The following is an 18,745-nucleotide window of genomic DNA, read 5'->3' as shown; positions in this document are numbered from 1 at the left end:
TTTTAGAGCGCTTGTTTTATATTGAAACGTGAATTGCGCCCCCAAAGCGCTTGACACATATACAGTGTGGCTTGTTTAATACGCCTGCACATTTTTTCGCCGGACAGCTGTGGTGCCAAAAGTGCCGCAACGATACGGTAAACGTTTTATACCTTTGTAATTGGGGATGCTAGTGAACAAGACTGAATTGATCGACCACATTGCTGAAAAAGCTGACATTTCCAAAGCCGCCGCTGCGCGCGCACTCGACGCTGTTATCGGCGGCGTGACGGAAACTTTGAAAAACAACGACAGCGTGACGCTGGTTGGTTTTGGCACTTTCTCGGTCAGCGAACGCGCTGAGCGTACCGGCCGCAATCCGCGTACGAAAGAAGCGATCACGATCGAAGCTGCAAAAGTTCCAAAATTTAAAGCTGGTAAAGCTTTGAAGGATGCTGTAAACTAACGGACTTCGGTGAGGTGACAATCACCGGAAACATTTGGCGGCGCCTTCGGGTGCCGCGATTTCAGGGTTGAAGTTCTTCGAATAACAACCCTGGATACAAATGCAAGTAGTACTGTGTATTTTTCGGAGTGGTAGTTCAGTTGGTTAGAATGCCGGCCTGTCACGTCGGAGGTCGCGGGTTCGAGTCCCGTCCGCTCCGCCAAAAAAATACGCTCTTAAGGAGTGGTAGTTCAGTTGGTTAGAATACCGGCCTGTCACGTCGGGGGTCGCGGGTTCGAGTCCCGTCCGCTCCGCCAGAATATAGAAGCCCGCGCTGCTGAATAAGTAGCGCGGGTTTTTCTTTTTCAGCGCCAGATTATCTCCGCGCGCCTGCTTTTTAAAATCCCCTCCTGCCGTTTTGAATAAAAACGCCTGCGTTTAAATCCGCTTTAAGCTGCGCAGGGTTAAATGCCCGAGTCCGGCGCCTTGCCGTCCAGGCGGCGCCAGGGCAGGGCGCGCGCCCTGATTTACTCTTGCTATAGCGCTATGGGCATTGTAGAATCAGGAGATAATGGCTTGGGCGTCAGAATCCTGCTTTAGTTCCAGCGCCAAGTTGTTGAATCTAAAGGGGAAGTGGACATCTGTCCCGTCCATTCCGCCGAAGAAATCAAGGCGAACGCATGTTCGCCTTTTTTTATAGTGATCCACTCATCCCGAATTGGCTGACCATGTTTGAATTTATTCGTACCCATCGACGCTTGATGCAGTTTCTCCTGATGCTGGTCATCGTCCCGTCTTTTGCACTGGTCGGTATCAGCGGCTACCAAAGCTTCGGCGACGGCGCGAACACCATCGCCAAGGTCGGCGACCAGGTCGTTACGCAGCAGCAATATGAAGAAGCGCAACGCCAGCAGATCGACCGCTATCGCCAGATGATGGGCGAGCAGTTCGACCAAAAAATGTTTGACACGCCGGAAGCGCGCCAGAGCATCCTCGACAACCTGATCGCCGAGCGCGCCGTGGCCGCCGAAGTGGGCCGTAGCCACCTGGTCATCAGCGATGCCGTGCTGCAAAAGGAAGTGCTGGAAATCCCAGGCTTGACCTTGCCGGACGGTAAATTCGACCTGGAACGCTACAAGGCCATGCTGGCCGCCCAAGGCATGACGCCGCAGATGTACGATGCGCGCCGCCGCAGCGACCTGGCCCTGCAGCAACTGGCCGGCGCCGTGCAAGGCACCGCCTTCGCGCCTGGCACCGTCTCCAAGCGCCTGTCCGACATCACCTCGGAAGAGCGTGAAGTGCAGGAACTGCTGTTGCCGATCGCCCAGTACGTGCCGGAAGTCAAAGTGACGGACGCCATGATCAAGGCTTTCTATGACAAGAACAGCAAGTTCTTCGAAATCCCGGAACAAGCCAAGATCGAATACGTCGTGCTGGACGACAGCGCTGCCGGCGAGCAAGTCGACGTCACCGACGCCGACGTGACGGGCTACTACGCGAAGAACCAGAAAGCCTACACGACGGAAGAAGCGCGCCAGGCTAGCCACATCCTCGTCGCCGTCAAGAAAGACGCATCGGCTGCCGACAAGGCCGCCGCCAAGGCCAAGGCCGAAGCCATCCTGGCTGACGTGCGCAAGGCGCCTGCCAGCTTTGCCGCCGTGGCGAAAGCCAAGTCGGAAGATCCGGCGTCCGCGGAACAGGGCGGCGACCTGGGCGTGATTGGCAAGGATGGCTTGCCAGCTCCGCTGCTGAGCGCTGTCGCGAAACTCAAGCAGGGCGAAATCAGCGACGTCGTCGCTTCCGATTTCGGCTTCCACATCCTGACCGTCACCTCGCTCAAGCCACAGCACGTGCGTGCGCTGGACGAAGTGCGCGGCGAAATCACGGCCGACCTGCGCAAGCAATTTGCTGCCAAGAAATACTCGGAAATGGCGGAAACGTTCACCAACACGGTCTACGAGCAATCGGACAGCCTGAAGCCGGTGGCCGACAAGCTGAAACTGAAAGTGGAAAGCGTCGCCAACCTGTCGCGCACGCCGTCGCCAGCACTGGGCAAGGCGCCGTTCAACAACGCCAAGTTCCTGGCCGCCATCTTCTCGAACGATTCGCTGAAAGACAAGCGCAACACGGAAGCCGTGACCGTCGCTCCTAACGTGCTGATCGCTGGCCGCGTGGTGGAATTCAAGCCCGCCAGCAAGCGTCCGCTGGCCGAAGTCGAAGCGATGATCCGTCAGCGCGTGACCCTGGAAGAAGCGGAAAAGCTGGCCAAGAAAGCGGGCGAGACCAAGTTGGCTGCCTTGAAGGCTTCGGGCGACGCCAGCGGTTTCGGCGCTGCGCAATGGGTATCGCGCAGCAAGCTTGACGGCATCAACCGTGCCGCCATCGCGCAAGTCATGAAAGCGGACACGAGCAAGCTGCCAGCCTATGTGGGCGTGGACCTGCCAGCCCTGGGCTACGGCATCTACCGCATCGCCAAGGTGCAGCAGCCGGAGCAAGCCGACGCAGCGCGCCGCCAGCAAGAGAAAGACCAGATCAGCGGTATCCTGGCACAACAGGAAATGTTCGATTACGTCGAGTATCTGAAAGCCAAGGCCAAGGTGAAGATCGTCAAACCGGTCACCGCCCCAGCCACCCCAGCGCCGGAAGCGCCGTAAGATTAGTTTCCACGCATAAAAATAGCCGCTTTCGAGCGGCTATTTTTTTATCTGCGGAGTGGGCTGCTTTACTTGGCTTTCAGCAACGGCGCCAGCTGTGGCCAGATGTTTTTCAGAATCGTCGGATGCGCCTTTGCATTCGGGTGCATGCGGTCGGCCTGGAACAGCTGCGGCTGGTCGGCGATGCCTTCGAACATGAAGGGCACCAGCGGGGCCTTCCATTCCCTGGCCAGCTTGCCGTACACGCCATAAAACTGCTCGCCATAGGCGCGGCCATAGTTGGGCGGCATGCGCATGCCCACCAGCACCACCTGCGCGCCTGATTTCTTGGCCGCCTCACCCATGGCGCGCAGATTCGCTTCGGCCGCCGCCACGGGCAAGCCGCGCAAGCCGTCGTTGGCGCCCAGTTCGATCAGCACGACGTCGGGCTGGTGCTTGGACAGCAGGGCGGGCAGGCGCGCGCGGCCGCCGCTGGTGGTCTCGCCGCTGATGCTGGCGTTGACGATGCGCGTATCGTTCTTTTGCGCCTGCAGCCGCTGTTCCAGCAGCGCCACCCAGCCCGTGCCCCGTGCCAGCCCATACTCGGCCGAGAGGCTGTCGCCGAGCACCAGCAGCGTTTTTGGTGCAGAATAGGCGTTCGTCATGCCTGACACCAGGAGCAGGGCTGCCGCAGGAAGCAAGGACAGGGTGCGCCGCCGCATGCGGCTGCTGCCCTTGACACTTATTTGTTCACGAAATTTTTTAAGATAGATCAGCATGCCCGAATTCCCTAAAGCGACTTCCACCAGTTTTCTCCCATCAGACGCAGCGGCCCAGCGGCCCGCCGCACCCAACAGCCAAAATGCCCGGCCGGCCATCGAAGTGGTCCAGCTGGCCAAGCGCGTACCCGATGCCGATGGTGAGCTGACCATCCTGCATCAAGTCGATTTTACCGTGCAAACGGCCGAGACGCTGGCCATCGTCGGCGCCTCCGGTTCCGGCAAGTCCACCTTGCTGGGTTTGCTGGCGGGACTGGACACGCCCAGCGAGGGCAAGGTCATCCTCGATGGCACCGATATCTTCGCCCTCGACGAAGACGGCCGCGCCGGTTTCCGCAAGGAAAAGCTCGGTTTCGTGTTCCAGTCCTTCCAGCTGCTGGCCCACCTGACGGCGCTGGAAAACGTCATGCTGCCGCTGGAATTGCGCGGCGACCCGGACGCGAAGGAAAAGGCCCAAGCCATGCTGGGGAGAGTGAACCTGGGCAGCCGTTTGAAGCACTATCCGAAATACCTGTCCGGCGGCGAGCAGCAGCGCGTGGCCCTAGCCCGCGCGTTCGTGACGGAGCCGCCGCTGCTGTTCGCCGATGAACCGACGGGCAGCCTGGACGCCGCCACCGGCGAAGCCGTGATCCAGCTGATGTTCGAGCTCAACCGCGAACGGGGATCGACGCTGGTGCTTGTCACGCATGACAGTTCGATTGCGGCCCGCTGCGGGCGGACCATCACGATTGCAGCGGGCAGGTTGGTGTAATTGCGGCTGGTGTTTGTCGGATTACGCGCTTGCGGGCTAATCCAGCAACTCGCTCAAGCCTCCGACAAGGCATTGATCAATTTCCGGATGGCCGGGATCAATTCTCCGGCCGTCAGCCCGATCGGGCCGCTGCCTGCGGCCACCAGTGCATCGGCCGCCGCGCCGTGCAGCCATACGGCGCCCAGCGCCGCTTCCCATTCCGGCCAGCCCTGCGCCAGCAGGCTGCCGCACAGGCCTGACAAGACGTCGCCCGTGCCAGCCGTCGCCAGCGCGGGGCCGCCCGTGTTGTTGACGACGACATGGCCATCGGGTGCAGCGATCACCGTGCCCGAACCTTTCAATACGACGATGACGCCCAGCTGCGTGGCCAGCTGGCGCGCCGCGCCCAGGCGGTCGGCCTGCACCTCGGCCACCGTCATGTCGAGCAGGCGTGCCGCTTCCAGCGGATGCGGCGTCAGTATCGTCGCCCCCGCGCCCGTGCGTACGGCCAGCGCCGATTGCAGCTCCGGCTCGGCCACCATCAGGTTCAGCGCGTCCGCGTCCAGCAGCAGGGGGCTGTCGCTGTCGATGGCACGCTGCAGCAGCTCCACCGTGCCGGCCTTGTCGCCGAGGCCAGGCCCCGCCACCAGCGCGGCAAAGTGCAGGCCCGAGAAATCCACGTCCCTGGCGTGCCGGCACATCAGTTCCGGCTGGCCGCTGTCGAAGGCGGGCGGTGCGTCGGGAAAGGCGATGTAGACGCGTCCCGCGCCCGCATGCAGGGCCGTGCGGGCCGCCAGGATGGGCGCGCCGGCCATGCCTTGCGCGCCGCCGATGATGGCCACGCTGCCATAGCTGCCCTTGTGCGTGTTTTGCCGGCGCGGCTGCAGCTGGCGCGCGAACAGGTGCAGGCCGCCCAGCTGGGCCCTGGCTGGCGGCAGCAGGGCAGGGGCGATGGCCAGCGCAGCCACTTCCACTTCCCCCGCGTAGTCGCGGCCATTCGCCGTGTGCAGGCCCGGCTTGTCGCCGATGAAGGTGAGTGTATGCGTGGCGCGGATGGCGACGCCGTCGATGGCGCCCGTGTCCGCGTGCAGGCCGCTGGGCACGTCGAGCGCCAGCACGGGGCAAGCGAGATTGTTGACCAGCTGCGCCATGTCGCGGCATTCGCCATCCAGGGGACGCGACGCGCCGATGCCGAACAGGCCATCGATGACGAGGTGCCAGGGCGCCGCGCCCACTGCCGCCGACGCCATCGAGGTTGCCGCTTCCATGCAGCGCGCGGCACTGTTGCGCGCGCGGCTCAGCGCCTGTTCGCGTTCGGGCGACGTGGCTTGCGCCTCGGGCGCCAGCCAGACGAGTACCTCGGTGCCGCTGCCGGCCAGGTGCGCCGCCGCTTCCAGCGCGTCGCCGCCATTGTCGCCGGGGCCGGCCAGCACCAGGACGCGCCGGTGGCCCGCGCCGTCGCCATCTTCCTGGGCGTGCAGCAGCTTCAGGGCGGCACTGGCGGCAGCCTGGCCCGCGCGCTGCATCAGCAGCCCTTGCGGCAGGTCTTGCATGGCCGCTTGTTCGATGGCGCGCAGTTCGGCGATGGAGTACAGCGGTGTTGCAGAGTCGATCAGGGGCATGGAGCGTGTTCCGTTAGTCAGCATGTCTTCAACATAAGGCCGAAGCGGGCGAAAGGCAAGGCGCGCACGCCTGAAACGCGTCCCTGTTTGGCAGCTACAATAGCCATCTCACATAAGCGCGGGGGCAAGGCGATGGACTGGCAATTCTGGATCGACCGGGGCGGCACCTTTACGGACATCGTGGCGCGCCGTCCTGACGGCAGCCTGGCCACGCATAAACTGCTGTCGGAGAATCCGGGCCAGTACCGCGACGCGGCGCTGGCCGGCATGCGCCATTTGATGGACCTGGCGCCTGACGCGCCGCTGCCCGTCGAACGGGTGGGCGCCATCAAGATGGGCACCACGGTGGCGACCAATGCGCTGCTCGAACGCAAGGGCGAGCCGACCGTGCTGGCCATCACGCGTGGTTTTCGCGACGCCTTGCGCATCGCCTACCAGAACCGCCCGCAGCTGTTTGCGCGCCAGATCATCCTGCCGGAACTGCTGTACGGCGACGTGATCGAGATCAATGAACGCACGGGCGCCCACGGTGAAGTCGTGACCCCGCTCGACGAACCCGCCGCGCGCGCCGCGTTGGAACAGGCTTATGCGCGTGGCGTGCGCGCCATCGCGGTCGTGCTGATGCACGGCTACCGCTACCACGCGCACGAGGCGCGGGTGGCGCAGCTGGCGCGCGAAGTGGGTTTTACGCAGGTCTCCGTATCGCACGAGGTCAGCCCCATGATGAAACTGGTGGCGCGCGGCGACACCACGGTGGTCGACGCCTATCTGTCGCCGATTTTGCGCCGCTACGTCGACCAGCTGGCGATGGAGCTGCCCGGCGTGCACCTGCAATTCATGCAGTCGAACGGCGGCCTGACGGATGCGCGCGCCTTCCAGGGCAAGGACAGCATCTTGTCCGGCCCCGCGGGCGGCATCGTCGGCATGGTGCGCGCCAGCGCCCTGGCCGGCTTCGATAAAGTCATCGGCTTCGACATGGGCGGCACCTCCACCGACGTGTCGCATTACGCGGGCGAGTTCGAACGCGTGTTCGAGACGCAGATCGCCGGCGTGCGCATGCGCGCGCCCATGATGAGCATCCACACGGTGGCGGCCGGCGGCGGCTCCATCCTGCATTTCGACGGCGCCCGCTACAAGGTGGGGCCGGACAGCGCGGGCGCCAATCCCGGCCCTGCCAGCTACCGGCGCGGCGGCCCGCTGGCCGTCACCGACTGCAACGTCATGCTGGGCAAGCTGCAGCCCGCCTTCTTTCCCCGCGTCTTCGGCCCCGACGCCAATGAAGCGCTGGACGCGGCCACCGTGCGCACCCAGTTCGAAGCGCTGGCGCGCACGGTAGACAGCACCCCGGAACAGGTGGCCGAAGGTTACATCGCCATCGCCGTAGGGAACATGGCCAACGCCATCAAGCAGATTTCCGTGCAGCGCGGCCACGACGTCACCGAATATACGCTCACCAGCTTTGGCGGCGCGGGCGGCCAGCACGCCTGCCTGGTGGCCGATGCGCTGGGCATGCGCACGGTGTTCATCCACAGCCTGGCCGGCGTGATGTCGGCCTACGGCATGGGCCTGGCCGACCAGAGCGCCATGCGCGAGCGGGCCATCGAAGCGGCATTGGATGTGGACCTGGAGGCTGATTTCGCGGCGCTGGGAGAACTGGCGCGCGGCGACTTGCTGCGCCAGGGCGTGGGGCAGGAACGCATCGCGCTGGTGTCGCGAGTGCACCTGCGCTATGAGGGCACGGATTCGGCCCTCGTCGTGCTGTTCGACACGGCCGTCGGCATGCAGGCGCAGTTTGAAGCGGCCTACAAAAAACGCTTTTCCTTTTTGATGCCGGCGCGCGCCTTGATCGTCGAGGCCATTTCCGTGGAAGCCATCGGCGCGTCCGATGCGCCGCAAGTGGCCGCGCCGGTCCATGCACCGCGTGCAGGCGTGCTGGCGCCCGTACAGACGGTGGCCATGTACTGCGCCGGCGTGTGGCGCGACAGCGGCCTGTATGGGGCAGACAGCCTGCGCCCCGGCGATAGCATCGATGGCCCGGCCATCGTCAGCGACGCCAACGCCACCACCGTGATCGAACCGGGCTGGCGCGCGGACGTCACGGCGCACGGCCATTTGATCTTGCGCAGGGTCGCCGCCCTCCCGGAGCGGCGCGCCATCGGGACGCAAGCCGACCCCGTGATGCTGGAAATTTTCAATAATCTGTTCATGTCGATTGCCGAGCAGATGGGCCTGCGCCTGCAAAATACGGCCCATTCCGTCAACATCAAGGAACGGCTCGACTTCAGCTGCGCCATCTTCGATGCGCAAGGCCATTTGATCGCGAATGCGCCGCATATGCCCGTGCACCTGGGTTCCATGGGCGAGAGCATCCGCACCGTCATGACGCGCAATGCGGGAACCATGCGGCCGGGCGACGTCTTCATGCTGAACGACCCGTACCACGGCGGCACGCACTTACCCGACGTGACGGTGATCTCGCCTGTGTTTGACGAAGCGGGCGGCGCCATCCTGTTCTATGTCGGTTCGCGCGGCCACCATGCGGACATCGGCGGCACGACACCGGGCTCCATGCCGCCCGACTCCACGCGCATCGAGGAAGAGGGCGTGTTGATCGACAATTTCAAGCTGGTCGACGGCGCCACGGGACTATTGCGCGAGGCGGAAACACTGGCCCTGCTGGCGGGCGCCAGCTGGCCGGCGCGCAATCCACAGCAGAATTTGGCTGACCTGCGCGCCCAGGTGGCGGCCAACCAGAAGGGGGCCGAGGAGCTGCACAACATGGTCGCGCATTTCGGTTTGCCTGTCGTGCAAGCCTACATGGGCCACGTGCAGGACAATGCCGAGGAAGCCGTGCGCAGGGTCATCACCACCCTGAAGGATGGCGGCTATGTGCTGGACCTGGACAACGGCGCGCGCATCCAGGTGGCGATCAGGGTCGACGTGGCGCGGCGCAGTGCTGTCATCGACTTTACGGGGACCTCAAGCCAGCTGCCGAACAATTTCAACGCGCCGTCCGCCGTCTGCATGGCGGCCGTGCTGTACGTGTTCCGCACCCTCGTTGACGACGAGATTCCCTTGAACGCGGGCTGCCTGAAGCCTTTGACCGTGATCATCCCGCCCGGCTCCATGCTCAACCCGCAGTATCCGGCCTCCGTCGTCTCGGGCAACGTGGAAACCTCGACCTGCATCACGAATGCCCTGTATGGCGCGCTGGGGGCCATGGCGGCGTCGCAGGGGACGATGAACAATTTCACGTTCGGCAGCGCCAAGTACCAGTATTACGAGACGATATCGGGCGGCTCGGGCGCCGGGCCCGGCTTCGACGGCACGGACGTGGTGCAGACGAACATGACCAATTCGCGCCTGACGGACCCGGAAATTCTGGAGTGGCGCTTTCCCGTGCGGCTGGACAGCTACAGCATCCGTCCAGGTTCCGGCGGGGCGGGGCGCTGGCACGGCGGCAATGGCGGCGTGCGGCGCGTGCGCTTCCTGGAAGCGATGACGGCGGCGATCCTGTCGAACAACCGCATCCATCCGCCTTTCGGCATGGATGGCGGCGCGGCGGGCGCGCTGGGGCGCAATTATGTGGAGCGGGCGGACGGCACGGTGGAGCACCTGGCGCATATCGGCAAGACCGGCATGCTGGCGGGCGACGTGTTCGTCATCGAGACGCCGGGCGGCGGCGCTTACGGCAAGACGGAGTAGGCTGTGGCTCCGCTCAGCTGCGCGCGCACCTGGCCCACGTCGCGCATGGGCGCGCGGCCGAACTGGCGGCTGTATTCGCGGCTGAACTGCGATTCGCTGGCGTAGCCGACCCGGTAGCCGGCCGTGCCCGCGTCGATCTGCTCGACCAGCATCAGGCGCCGTGCTTCCTGCAATCGTAGCAGCTTCTGGTACTGCATCGGCGTCATGGCCGTAATCGCCTTGAAGTGGTGGTGCAGCGATGACATGCTCATGTTCGCCATGCCGGCCAGGTGCTCGATGCGCAGCGGCTCGCAGTAATTGTGCTTGATCCAGTCGATGGCTTGTCCCACCTGGTGCGACTGGCTGCTGGCCAGCGCCATGTGGCGCAGGCGCGCGCCGACGGGGCCATTGAGCAGGCGGTAGGTCAGTTCGCGGCGGATCAATGGCGCCAAGGTGGCGATTTCCGCCGGTTTGTCCAGCAGGCGCACGAGGCGCAGCATGGCGTCGAGCAGCTCGGCCGACACGTCGCTGACGGAAATGCCGCGCGTGGCGGGCAGGATTTTCTGCTGCGCCGCGCTGTCGCTGCTGCTTTCGCTATCGAGCAGCGCGGCCACGTCGGCGATGTCGATGCCCAGCACCACGCACAGGTGCGGCTTGTCCACGCTCGCTTCCACCACGCGCACCTGCACCGGCAGGTCGACGGACGTCAGCAGATACTGCATGCGGCTGTAATGGAAGGTGTCCGTGCCCAGGGTGACGTCTTTCGCCCCCTGCGCGATGATGGCCACGCTGGGGCGCGCCGCATGGAACAGCGATTCCGTGACCGACGACTGGCGGTGGAACGTCAGGTTGCCGATGGCCGTCGCGTAGTCGCCCGTGCGCGGCGCGTGGCGGCTGATCAGGGCGGCGATTTCGTCTTGCGGGAGGATAGGTGTGGACAGGGTGGACATGTGGGCCAGTATGCGTCAGGTAGGTAAGGGCAGGGGTTGATCTTACGCAGATTTGGAGGATCGTGCAAAGGTCTTGCAGGATCGCGGTAACGGCGGGCCGGCATCTCGGGCACACTTGTGCAATCGCATGCATGGCACGCGCCCCCCCTCGTCACACACATCTAGATACAGGAGTTTTCATGACCACCATCGCCAAAGGCTACGCCGCACTGGGCCCGACTTCCGCACTGCAACCGTTCACGTTCGAGCGCCGCGCCCCGCGCGAAGACGACGTGGCCATCTCGATCAAATACTGTGGCGTGTGCCATTCCGACATCCACCAGGCGCGCGACGAATGGGGCGGCGCCGCTTTTCCGATGGTGCCTGGCCATGAAATCGCCGGCGTCGTCACGGCTGTTGGCGCCAACGTCAGCAAGTTCAAGGTGGGCGACCACGTGGGCGTGGGCTGCTTCGTCGATTCCTGCACCACCTGCAAGACGCGCAACGTGGACCTGGAACAGTATATGCCTGGCCTGATCCAGACCTACAATGGCCTGGAAGCGGACGGCAAGACGGCCACGCAGGGCGGCTATTCGGACAGCATCGTCGTCAAGGAAGGCTATGTGCTGTCGATTCCCGACAACCTGCCGCTGGACGCGGCCGCGCCGCTGCTGTGCGCCGGCATCACGCTGTACTCGCCGCTGAACCACTGGAAAGCCGGTCCTGGCAAGCAGGTCGCCATTTTGGGCATGGGTGGCCTGGGCCACATGGGCGTGAAAATCGCCCACGCCATGGGCGCCGAAGTGACGGTGCTGAGCCAGACCCTGTCGAAGCGCGAAGACGGCCTGCGCCTGGGCGCCGACCATTACTACGCCACCAACGATGCGGAAACGTTCAGCAAACTGGCCGGCACGTTTGATCTGATCATCTGCACCGTGGGCGCTTCGATCGACTGGAACCAATATATCAATCTGCTGAAAGTCGATGGCAACATGGTCATCGTCGGCATCCCGGACGGCGCCGTGCCGCCAGTGAACGCCTTCGGCCTGGTGGGCGCGCGCCGCAGCCTGTCCGGCTCCATGATCGGCTCGATCAAGGAAACCCAGGAAATGCTGGATTTCTGCGGCAAGCACAATATTGTGTCGGACATCGAGATCATCCGCATCCAGGATATCAATGAGGCGTTTGAGCGCGTCGTCAAGAGCGATGTACGCTATCGCTTCGTGATCGATATGGCCTCTTTGTAACGCTCGAGAAAAAGCCCAGGGCGTTGTTGCCGCGTCTCGCCGTACTATTCGTACTGTCTTCGACGCGGCGCCTAGCCCTGGGCGTTTTTCGAGCGTTCCAACGGCGTTTGTTTAAACGTCAAAACCGGCAGCACCTCCTCCCATCCCCGCCAAAAATCAAGCTCCTGCGTCAATTTTTCTTTCCTTGCGTCAAAAAACGGCATAAAATGAAACCGTACAGTACAGTTTCACTACGTAGATTTAAAAAATCAGCCATCCCCGGCGTGTTGGCCTGGGCAGGGGAGGCGTCATGGATAAAAAATGGACACTTCAGTAAATAAAGGGGCGCCGGCGATCCCGGCGGTCTTCAGGGGCAAGCGGCTTGCCTTGACGGTTTTTGGCGTTTTTCTTGGATTTTCCGGCCTGGCCCTGGCGGCGGGCGGCATCGAACTGATTACCCTCGGCGGTTCCTGGTATTACCTGCTGGCTGGACTCGGTTTGACTCTCGCCGGCGTGCTGTATTTGCGCCGCAAGCCGCTGGCGAGCGGCGTTGTCGCCACGCTGGTCATCGCTACGCTGATCTGGGCCGTGTGGGAAATCGGCTTTGCCTTCTGGCCCATGGTGCCGCGTTTGGCGCCGTTCCTCGTCATCGGCCTGGCGGCCGCCTTGCTGCATCCGTGGCTCGCGGGTCGCAAGCATAATGGGCAGTCGCGCGGCTTCGCGGCCCTGTTTGCCGTCGTGCTGGTGGCCGGTTTCGCTGCCATGTTCAAGCCGCACGGCGTGCTGGATGCCACCGCGCAGCCGCAGCAGGATGTTGTGACGGCCATCAATGACGGCAGCGCCAACTGGGCGCATTATGGTTATGGACCGAAGGGCACGCGCTTCGCGCCCTACACGCAGATCGACAAGGCTAACGTCGATCAGTTGCAAGTGGCGTGGACTTACCGCTCGGGCGAGCTGGCCGAAGGCGCGTCCGAAGCGCAGAACACGCCGCTGCAGATCGGCGACACCATCTACACGTGCACGCCTACCAGCAAAGTCATCGCGCTGGACGCGGACACGGGCGAGGAGCGCTGGACTTTCGATCCGAAGCCGGCCAACACGAAAACGTGGAACCGCTGCCGTGGCGTGGCTTACTACGAGCCGGCCAAAGTGACAAAGCCATTTCACTTTGACGGCATGACAGCGGCCAGCGCGCCGGTGGCGGGCGTTTGCGCCAAGCGCATCGTGCAAGTGACCATGGATGCGCGCCTGATTCAGATCGACGCGCAGACGGGCAAGCAGTGCGAGGGCTTCGGCGACAAGGGTTCCGTCGACCTGACCGTCGGCCTGGGCAAGGTCAAGATGAACGTGCCGTACTACGCCTACACGTCCGCGCCCACGGTGGCGCGCAACCTGATCATCCTCGGCGGCTGGGTCTTCGATGGCCGCTCCACCGACGAACCGTCGGGCGTCGTGCGCGCCTACAGCGCCGACACGGGGGAACTGGTGTGGGCCTGGGACCTGGGCAATCCGGCCATCACGAAGCTTCCGCCGGAAGGGCAGACCTACACGCGCAGCACGCCGAACATGTGGTCGACGCCCGCTTTTGATGATGCACTTGGCCTGGTCTATCTGCCGACGGGGAACGAGCAGCCCGACTTCTGGGGCGGCAAGCGTCCGCCATTGACGGAAAAATACGCGTCGGCCATCGTCGCCCTCGACATGGCCACGGGCCGCGAGCGCTGGACGTATCAAACCGTCCACCACGATATCTGGGATTACGATGTGGCCGCGCAGCCGGCCCTGTACGACGTCCCGGACGGCAAGGGTGGAAAAATACCCGCGCTGGTGCAGCTGACCAAGCGTGGCCAGATATTCATGCTGGACCGCCGCACGGGCAAACCGATAGCCGAAGTCATCGAAAAACCTGTGCCGCAGGAACACGCGGCCGGCGACTGGGTGGCAAAGACGCAGCCATATTCCACCGGCATGCCTGCCCTCGGTGCGGAAACGCTGACGGAGCGCGACATGTGGGGCGCCACCTTCTTCGACCAGCTGGCGTGCCGCATCAGCTTCCGCAAGCTCAATTACCAGGGCGAGTTCACGGCGCCCAGTACCCGCGAAACGCTGATCTATCCGGGCTACTACGGTGGCTTCAACTGGGGCGGCGCGGCCGTCGATGAAAGCAATGGCTATATGTTCGTCAACGATATCCGCATGCCGCAAGTGGTCAAGCTGGTGCCGCGCGAAACGGTGGACGTGGCCAAGCTGACGTCGGGCCACGGCGTGGGCAGCACTTATCCGATGGATGGCACGCCGTTCGTCATCGACCACAAGGCGTTTAACTCGCCGCTGGGCATTCCCTGCCAAAGTCCGCCATGGGGCGTGTTTGCCGCCATCGACCTCAAGACGCGCACGAAAGTGTGGGAGCGACCGGCCGGCACGGTGCGCGATGCCGTCATCAACGGCGTGCGCGCCAGGTTGCCTATCCCGCTGGGCATGCCGACCCTGGGTGGTGGCGTGAGCACGGCGTCCGGCCTGGTGTTTTATGCGGGCACGCAGGATTACTATTTGCGCGCCATGGATATCGCCACCGGCCGTGAAGTGTGGAAGGCGCGCATGCCCGTCGGTTCGCAAGGCACGCCGATGACGTATGTGTCGCCCAAGTCGGGCCGCCAGTACGTCGTGGTGGTCGCAGGCGGCGCCCGCCAGAGCCCGGACCGTGGGGATTACGTGATAGCATACGCGCTTCCCAAGACACAGTAAGAGTTTGCTTCATGCCCCAGTTGCGCACCGTTCCAGCTTCCCCGAGTACCCGAAGCGAGGAGCGGCGGCGCAAGCTGCTGGCGGCGGCGGCGGATCTCTTCCTCGCCTCGGGCTACGATGGCGTCAGCATGGATGCCATCGTGGCCGAGGCGGGCGGCTCGAAAGCCACCGCCTACCGCTACTTTGGCAGCAAGCAGGACCTGCTGGTGGCCGTGGTCGAATACCTGTGCGCCGATTTCATCATCGACCTGCGCCGCCTCGATACCTCGCAAGCGGGCCTGGAGCAGGGCTTGCAGCTGATCCTCGATGAACTGGTTGCCGTCGTCACCAGCCCCCGCCACGTGGATTTCTACCGCCTCGTCGTCACGGGCGCCGCCGCCGTGCCGGCCGTGGGCCTCACCTGGTACGAACACGGCCCGCAAGTGTGGCACGCGCTGATCCTGCGCCTGCTGGAACAGCAGCGTACCCAGGGCCGTATCGCGCCCGATACCTCGTTTTCCAACCTGCCGCAGATCCTCTTCGACGCTGTCTTTTCACACCTGACCACGCGCACCGTCATGCTGGGGCAGGGCGGCAGTGCGGCCACTTTCCGGCCCTTGACCGCGGAGCTGATCGAGCTGGTGGTGGCAAGGGTGGCGAGGGTGGAGCTCAGCGCGGATTAGGCCAGGGAGGCCAGTAATCCGACAACAAGGTTGGGGTGCTGCTCGGATTACACGCTTGGGTGCCTCGGCGGCCCTGTCAATCCGATCTGCGCGACAGGGATGTGGCAGAGCGCCTTTCTGCGATGGCAGATGTACTGGAAAATGAGCAGCGAAAAGGGCCTGAGCTTATCGGGCAGCATTGCTTTCCGCCGTGTACGTCTGCTTTCGCCCAAAGCGGTCATTATGCAAGCCTTGTGGGCGTTCATTTATATTCAAGAAACTGGACCCTAACGCCGTGCTCACCCAGTGCATGGGCCAGCCCAAGCGGATTTGCCACGCGACCAACGTTTGAGTAGGAATACGGTGAAGTAAATGCCTTATAGAAGACAACCAAGGTCTTCGAACCGTACAGCAAGAGGTCGCCATTGCTGATCATTTCCATCCTGCTCGCGTTAGCCGGCAGCGCCTTTTGCAGATCTGCATGCTTCTCGTTTCCGTTGAGTTCGGCCATATCCAGTGTCAGCGGCAGCATCTCGGCAAATGCATGCCCGGTCACGTTGTCGGACAAGGTGATGACGAAGCGACGTTCCCCAACGACCATCCACATGCGCGCCCCCTCGGGCCTCAGGGATGCGCTAGCCGCAACCGGGGCAAGAGCGAATGGCACGGACGCGGACGGCTGTCGGGCTTTGCAAGCGCCGAAGGGTAGCAAGCATAGCAACAGGCCCAGCTTATGCAGTCCTCCGGATAGGCGGCGCTTGCTCATGCTGGTTACTGATGCTGGGCGCCGTTGCGAACCGCTAGCTTGCGTGTAATCATTGTTTGCCCCTTCGTTGGTAGAAGGCTCAGCTTGCCTGCAGCGCTTGCGAGCGCGAGGTCAGGAAGGCAGCCAGCAGCAGGACGGCGGCGCTGGCAATGAACGTGCTTTGATATCCGCTCTTGTCGAACAGGAAGCCGCCGATCGTGGAACCGAGGGCGATGGCGAGTTGCACGACGGCAACCATCAACCCGCCCCCTGCCTCTGCCTCGCGCGGCAGCGTTGTAGCTAACCATGACCACCAGCCCACCGGCGCAGCGGTCGCGACAACGCCCCAGATGCCGAGCAGTACCGTCACGGCTGCAACCTTGCTGCCAAAGATGGTCAGCGTCACGGCGATCATTGCCATCAGGATGGGAATGGCAACCAGTGTCCGGGAAAAATTCCACTTCAGGCACTTGCTGATGACGGTGGTGCCGATAAAGCCGCCAACGCCAATCACCAGCAGTATCAGCGACAGCGTGGATATGTCTACGCGCGTCACGCTTTCAAGGAATGGGCGCAAATAGGTGAACAAGGCGAACTGCCCCATGAAAAACGTGCTGACAGCCAGCATGCCCAGGGCAACCTTCGGATCCCGAAGCAGTTTGAAGGCGTTTCGGGAGGCCGCCGAGTCAGCCTGGGGCGGCATGGAAGGCAGGCTGATCCACTGCCAGACAAAGGCAACCATGGCCACTGGCACCAGGCAAAAGAAAGCGCCACGCCATCCGATGATGGACCCAAGGTAACTGCCCAAGGGCGCGGCGACGACGGTCGCCAGCGCATTGCCGCCATTGAACACGGCCAGCGCGCGCGGCACCTGACGGGAGGGCACCAGGCGCATCGCGGTGGCGGCCGACAAAGACCAGAAGCCGCCAACTACCACGCCGATCAGCGCACGTCCCGCCATGTACAGGACATAGTTCGGCGCCATCGCGACGACGGCCCCGGAAACGGCCATCAGTGCAGTCAACCCCAGCAGGAGCATCTTGCGATTCATGCTCCTGGCGATTGTGGAAATCGACAGGCTGGTGAGCACGGCGAATGCCCCGGATATGGCAATTCCCTGTCCGGCCAGTCCTTCGCTGACGCGGAGATCCCTGGCCATGGGTGTCAACAGGCTGACGGGCATGAATTCCGAGGCGATCAGCGCGAAAACGCACAGCGTCATGGCGAAGACCCCGCCCCACATGGCCACCTGCGTACCAGCGTCAGCATGCCCCTGCATGCCATCTGGAGGCATGCTGCTTATTGGTGCTGTCATGGTATGCGCCTATGCCAGATTCTTGTGGAAGAATGCGTTCAGCTTCTCCCAAGGGATGAGTTTCACCCGGTCATACAGATCGACGTGCCCGGCGCCTGGAATGACCACCAGTTCCTTGGGCTGGGCCGAAAGCCGGTAAGCCTCTTCGCTGAATTCCCGGGAATGCGCCTGGTCGCCCGTGATGAGCAGCATGGGACGCGGGGAAATCGTCTCGATGTCGTTGAACGGATAAAAGTTCATGAACTTGACGTTGCTGGCCAGCGTCGGGTGCGTCGTCAGTTCGCGCGACGACCCTGCTGGCGTGAACTCGCCGCGCGAGGTGCGATAGAAGTCGTAGAACTCGCGCTGGATTGGATGCGTATTCCCATCGAGCTTGTGCACGGTTCCACCGGTGTACCTGATGGCGCCGCCGGTAAATTCCACGTAGCGCTGTTGCGCCGCCTCGGCAATGATCTGCTTGCGCTGCGCTAGCGTTTGCGAGTGGTGCAGCGCATTGCGGTTGGCCCCGCCCATGTCATACATGCTGACAGTGGCAATCGCCTTCATGCGCGGATCGATCTTGGCGGCACTGATGACAAAACTGCCGCTGCCGCAAATGCCGAGCACGCCGATCCGTTCCCTGTCGACAAATGTCTGGGTGCCCAGGTAGTCCACCGCCGCGCTGAAGGCTTCGGCGTAGATGTCCGGCGCTACCGTATTGCGCGGCTGGCCGGCGCTTTCGCCCCAGAACGACTGATCGATGGCCAGGGTGACGAAACCCTGTTCGGCCAGTTTCTGCGCGTACAGATTCGAGCTTTGCTCCTTTACCGCGCCCATCGGGTGGCCGATGATGATCGCGGGATGCTTGGTATTGCGGTTGAGATCCTTGGGCATGAACAGATCGCCGACGATCTGCATCTGATACTGGTTGTTGAAACTGACCTTGCGCGCAGCGACTGTTGCGCTCCTGTAGAAGTTGTCAGCGTTGTTCGACATGTCCGGCACTGGCCGGTTACTGGCGGCAAACGCTGGACTAGCGGCAACGGAAAGGCTGCCAAGCACGGCCATGCCGGTGCCAGCAGTCTTCAGGAAATCACGGCGTGCAACATCATCAATGGTCATGTCTGCTTCTCCAGTTCGTTAGGTATGGGGCACTTGGTATGCGTTGACGTGCATCGTACGTCGCGCTTAAGGCACCTGCGCACCGAAATCTCGAACAGGCATATGTGCAGGAGCCATGAATACTCTGTATATTTATATTAAAAATCGCACATTCCAGTTGGTATCATC

At 63.0% G+C, this 18,745-nt stretch carries 13 protein-coding genes and 2 tRNA genes; 9 read left to right on the top strand and 6 right to left on the bottom strand.

All coding sequences use genetic code 11. The annotated features are described in order from the left end of the window. Positions 1 to 172 precede the first annotated feature (172 nt). From SJI03_RS09920 to SJI03_RS09905, 4 genes are all read left to right on the top strand, one after another. The gene (locus SJI03_RS09920) at positions 173 to 445 is read left to right on the top strand and encodes an HU family DNA-binding protein (RefSeq protein ID WP_010398442.1); all 273 of its coding nucleotides are present in this window, start codon (positions 173 to 175) and stop codon (positions 443 to 445) included. Positions 446 to 570: 125 nt separating this feature from the next. Further along, positions 571 to 647: transfer RNA gene (locus SJI03_RS09915), tRNA-Asp, on the top strand. 17 nt (positions 648 to 664) lie between these two features. Further along, positions 665 to 741 (top strand) — tRNA-Asp (locus tag SJI03_RS09910). A 411-nt stretch (positions 742 to 1,152) separates the two neighbouring features. Beyond that, positions 1,153 to 3,078 carry a SurA N-terminal domain-containing protein gene (locus SJI03_RS09905; protein WP_322427043.1) on the top strand — a complete coding sequence of 642 codons (1,926 nt, stop codon included), beginning with the start codon at positions 1,153 to 1,155 and terminating at the stop codon, positions 3,076 to 3,078. 68 nt (positions 3,079 to 3,146) lie between these two features. Here SJI03_RS09905 and SJI03_RS09900 read toward each other — a convergent pair whose 3' ends face one another. Then, positions 3,147 to 3,779 carry an arylesterase gene (locus tag SJI03_RS09900; protein ID WP_322427332.1) on the bottom strand — a complete coding sequence of 211 codons (633 nt, stop codon included), beginning with the start codon at positions 3,777 to 3,779 and terminating at the stop codon, positions 3,147 to 3,149. Positions 3,780 to 3,834: 55 nt separating this feature from the next. Between SJI03_RS09900 and SJI03_RS09895 the strand changes: the two genes are divergently transcribed. Then, positions 3,835 to 4,587, top strand: a complete 753-nt coding sequence (locus tag SJI03_RS09895; protein ID WP_402718129.1) for an ABC transporter ATP-binding protein — start codon at positions 3,835 to 3,837, stop codon at positions 4,585 to 4,587. A gap of 53 nt (positions 4,588 to 4,640) precedes the next feature. On the opposite strand, the gene SJI03_RS09890 is transcribed toward SJI03_RS09895, so the two are convergent. Continuing rightward, positions 4,641 to 6,188, bottom strand: a complete 1,548-nt coding sequence (locus tag SJI03_RS09890; RefSeq protein ID WP_322427042.1) for an NAD(P)H-hydrate dehydratase — start codon at positions 6,186 to 6,188, stop codon at positions 4,641 to 4,643. 132 nt (positions 6,189 to 6,320) lie between these two features. Here SJI03_RS09890 and SJI03_RS09885 point away from each other — a divergent pair, with 132 nt between their 5' ends. After that, positions 6,321 to 9,893 carry a hydantoinase B/oxoprolinase family protein gene (locus SJI03_RS09885; RefSeq protein ID WP_322427041.1) on the top strand — a complete coding sequence of 1,191 codons (3,573 nt, stop codon included), beginning with the start codon at positions 6,321 to 6,323 and terminating at the stop codon, positions 9,891 to 9,893. Here SJI03_RS09885 and SJI03_RS09880 read toward each other — a convergent pair. Then, a complete protein-coding gene (locus tag SJI03_RS09880; RefSeq protein ID WP_322427040.1) occupies positions 9,875 to 10,822 on the bottom strand; it encodes an AraC family transcriptional regulator in 948 nt (315 codons plus the stop codon). The genes SJI03_RS09885 and SJI03_RS09880 overlap by 19 nt on opposite strands. A 179-nt stretch (positions 10,823 to 11,001) precedes the next feature. On the opposite strand from SJI03_RS09880, the gene SJI03_RS09875 reads away from it, so the two are divergent. The 3 genes from SJI03_RS09875 (at position 11,002) to SJI03_RS09865 (ending at position 15,437) form a co-directional block, all read left to right on the top strand. Continuing rightward, complete coding sequence (locus tag SJI03_RS09875; RefSeq protein WP_092716513.1) at positions 11,002 to 12,048, top strand: NAD(P)-dependent alcohol dehydrogenase; 1,047 nt, start codon at positions 11,002 to 11,004, stop codon at positions 12,046 to 12,048. Positions 12,049 to 12,348: 300 nt separating this feature from the next. Then, positions 12,349 to 14,775, top strand: a complete 2,427-nt coding sequence (locus tag SJI03_RS09870; protein WP_322427039.1) for a membrane-bound PQQ-dependent dehydrogenase, glucose/quinate/shikimate family — start codon at positions 12,349 to 12,351, stop codon at positions 14,773 to 14,775. An 11-nt stretch (positions 14,776 to 14,786) separates the two neighbouring features. Then, positions 14,787 to 15,437 (top strand): TetR/AcrR family transcriptional regulator, encoded by a 651-nt coding sequence (locus SJI03_RS09865; protein WP_322427038.1) that lies wholly within the window; start codon positions 14,787 to 14,789, stop codon positions 15,435 to 15,437. 241 nt (positions 15,438 to 15,678) lie between these two features. Here SJI03_RS09865 and SJI03_RS09860 read toward each other — a convergent pair whose 3' ends face one another. From SJI03_RS09860 to SJI03_RS09850, 3 genes are all read right to left on the bottom strand, one after another. After that, complete coding sequence (locus tag SJI03_RS09860; protein WP_322427037.1) at positions 15,679 to 16,023, bottom strand: cyclophilin-like fold protein; 345 nt, start codon at positions 16,021 to 16,023, stop codon at positions 15,679 to 15,681. Positions 16,024 to 16,261: 238 nt separating this feature from the next. Continuing rightward, a complete protein-coding gene (locus SJI03_RS09855; protein ID WP_199534268.1) occupies positions 16,262 to 17,383 on the bottom strand; it encodes an MFS transporter in 1,122 nt (373 codons plus the stop codon). A 102-nt stretch (positions 17,384 to 17,485) separates the two neighbouring features. Further along, positions 17,486 to 18,577, bottom strand: coding sequence for an alpha/beta hydrolase (locus SJI03_RS09850; RefSeq protein WP_322427036.1), 1,092 nt, complete (start codon positions 18,575 to 18,577; stop codon positions 17,486 to 17,488). Positions 18,578 to 18,745 lie beyond the last annotated feature (168 nt).

It is taken from the genome of Janthinobacterium sp. GMG1, from assembly GCF_034427795.1.
Lineage (GTDB): Bacteria > Pseudomonadota > Gammaproteobacteria > Burkholderiales > Burkholderiaceae_D > Janthinobacterium.
This window is presented reverse-complemented; position numbering and strand designations above follow the sequence as displayed.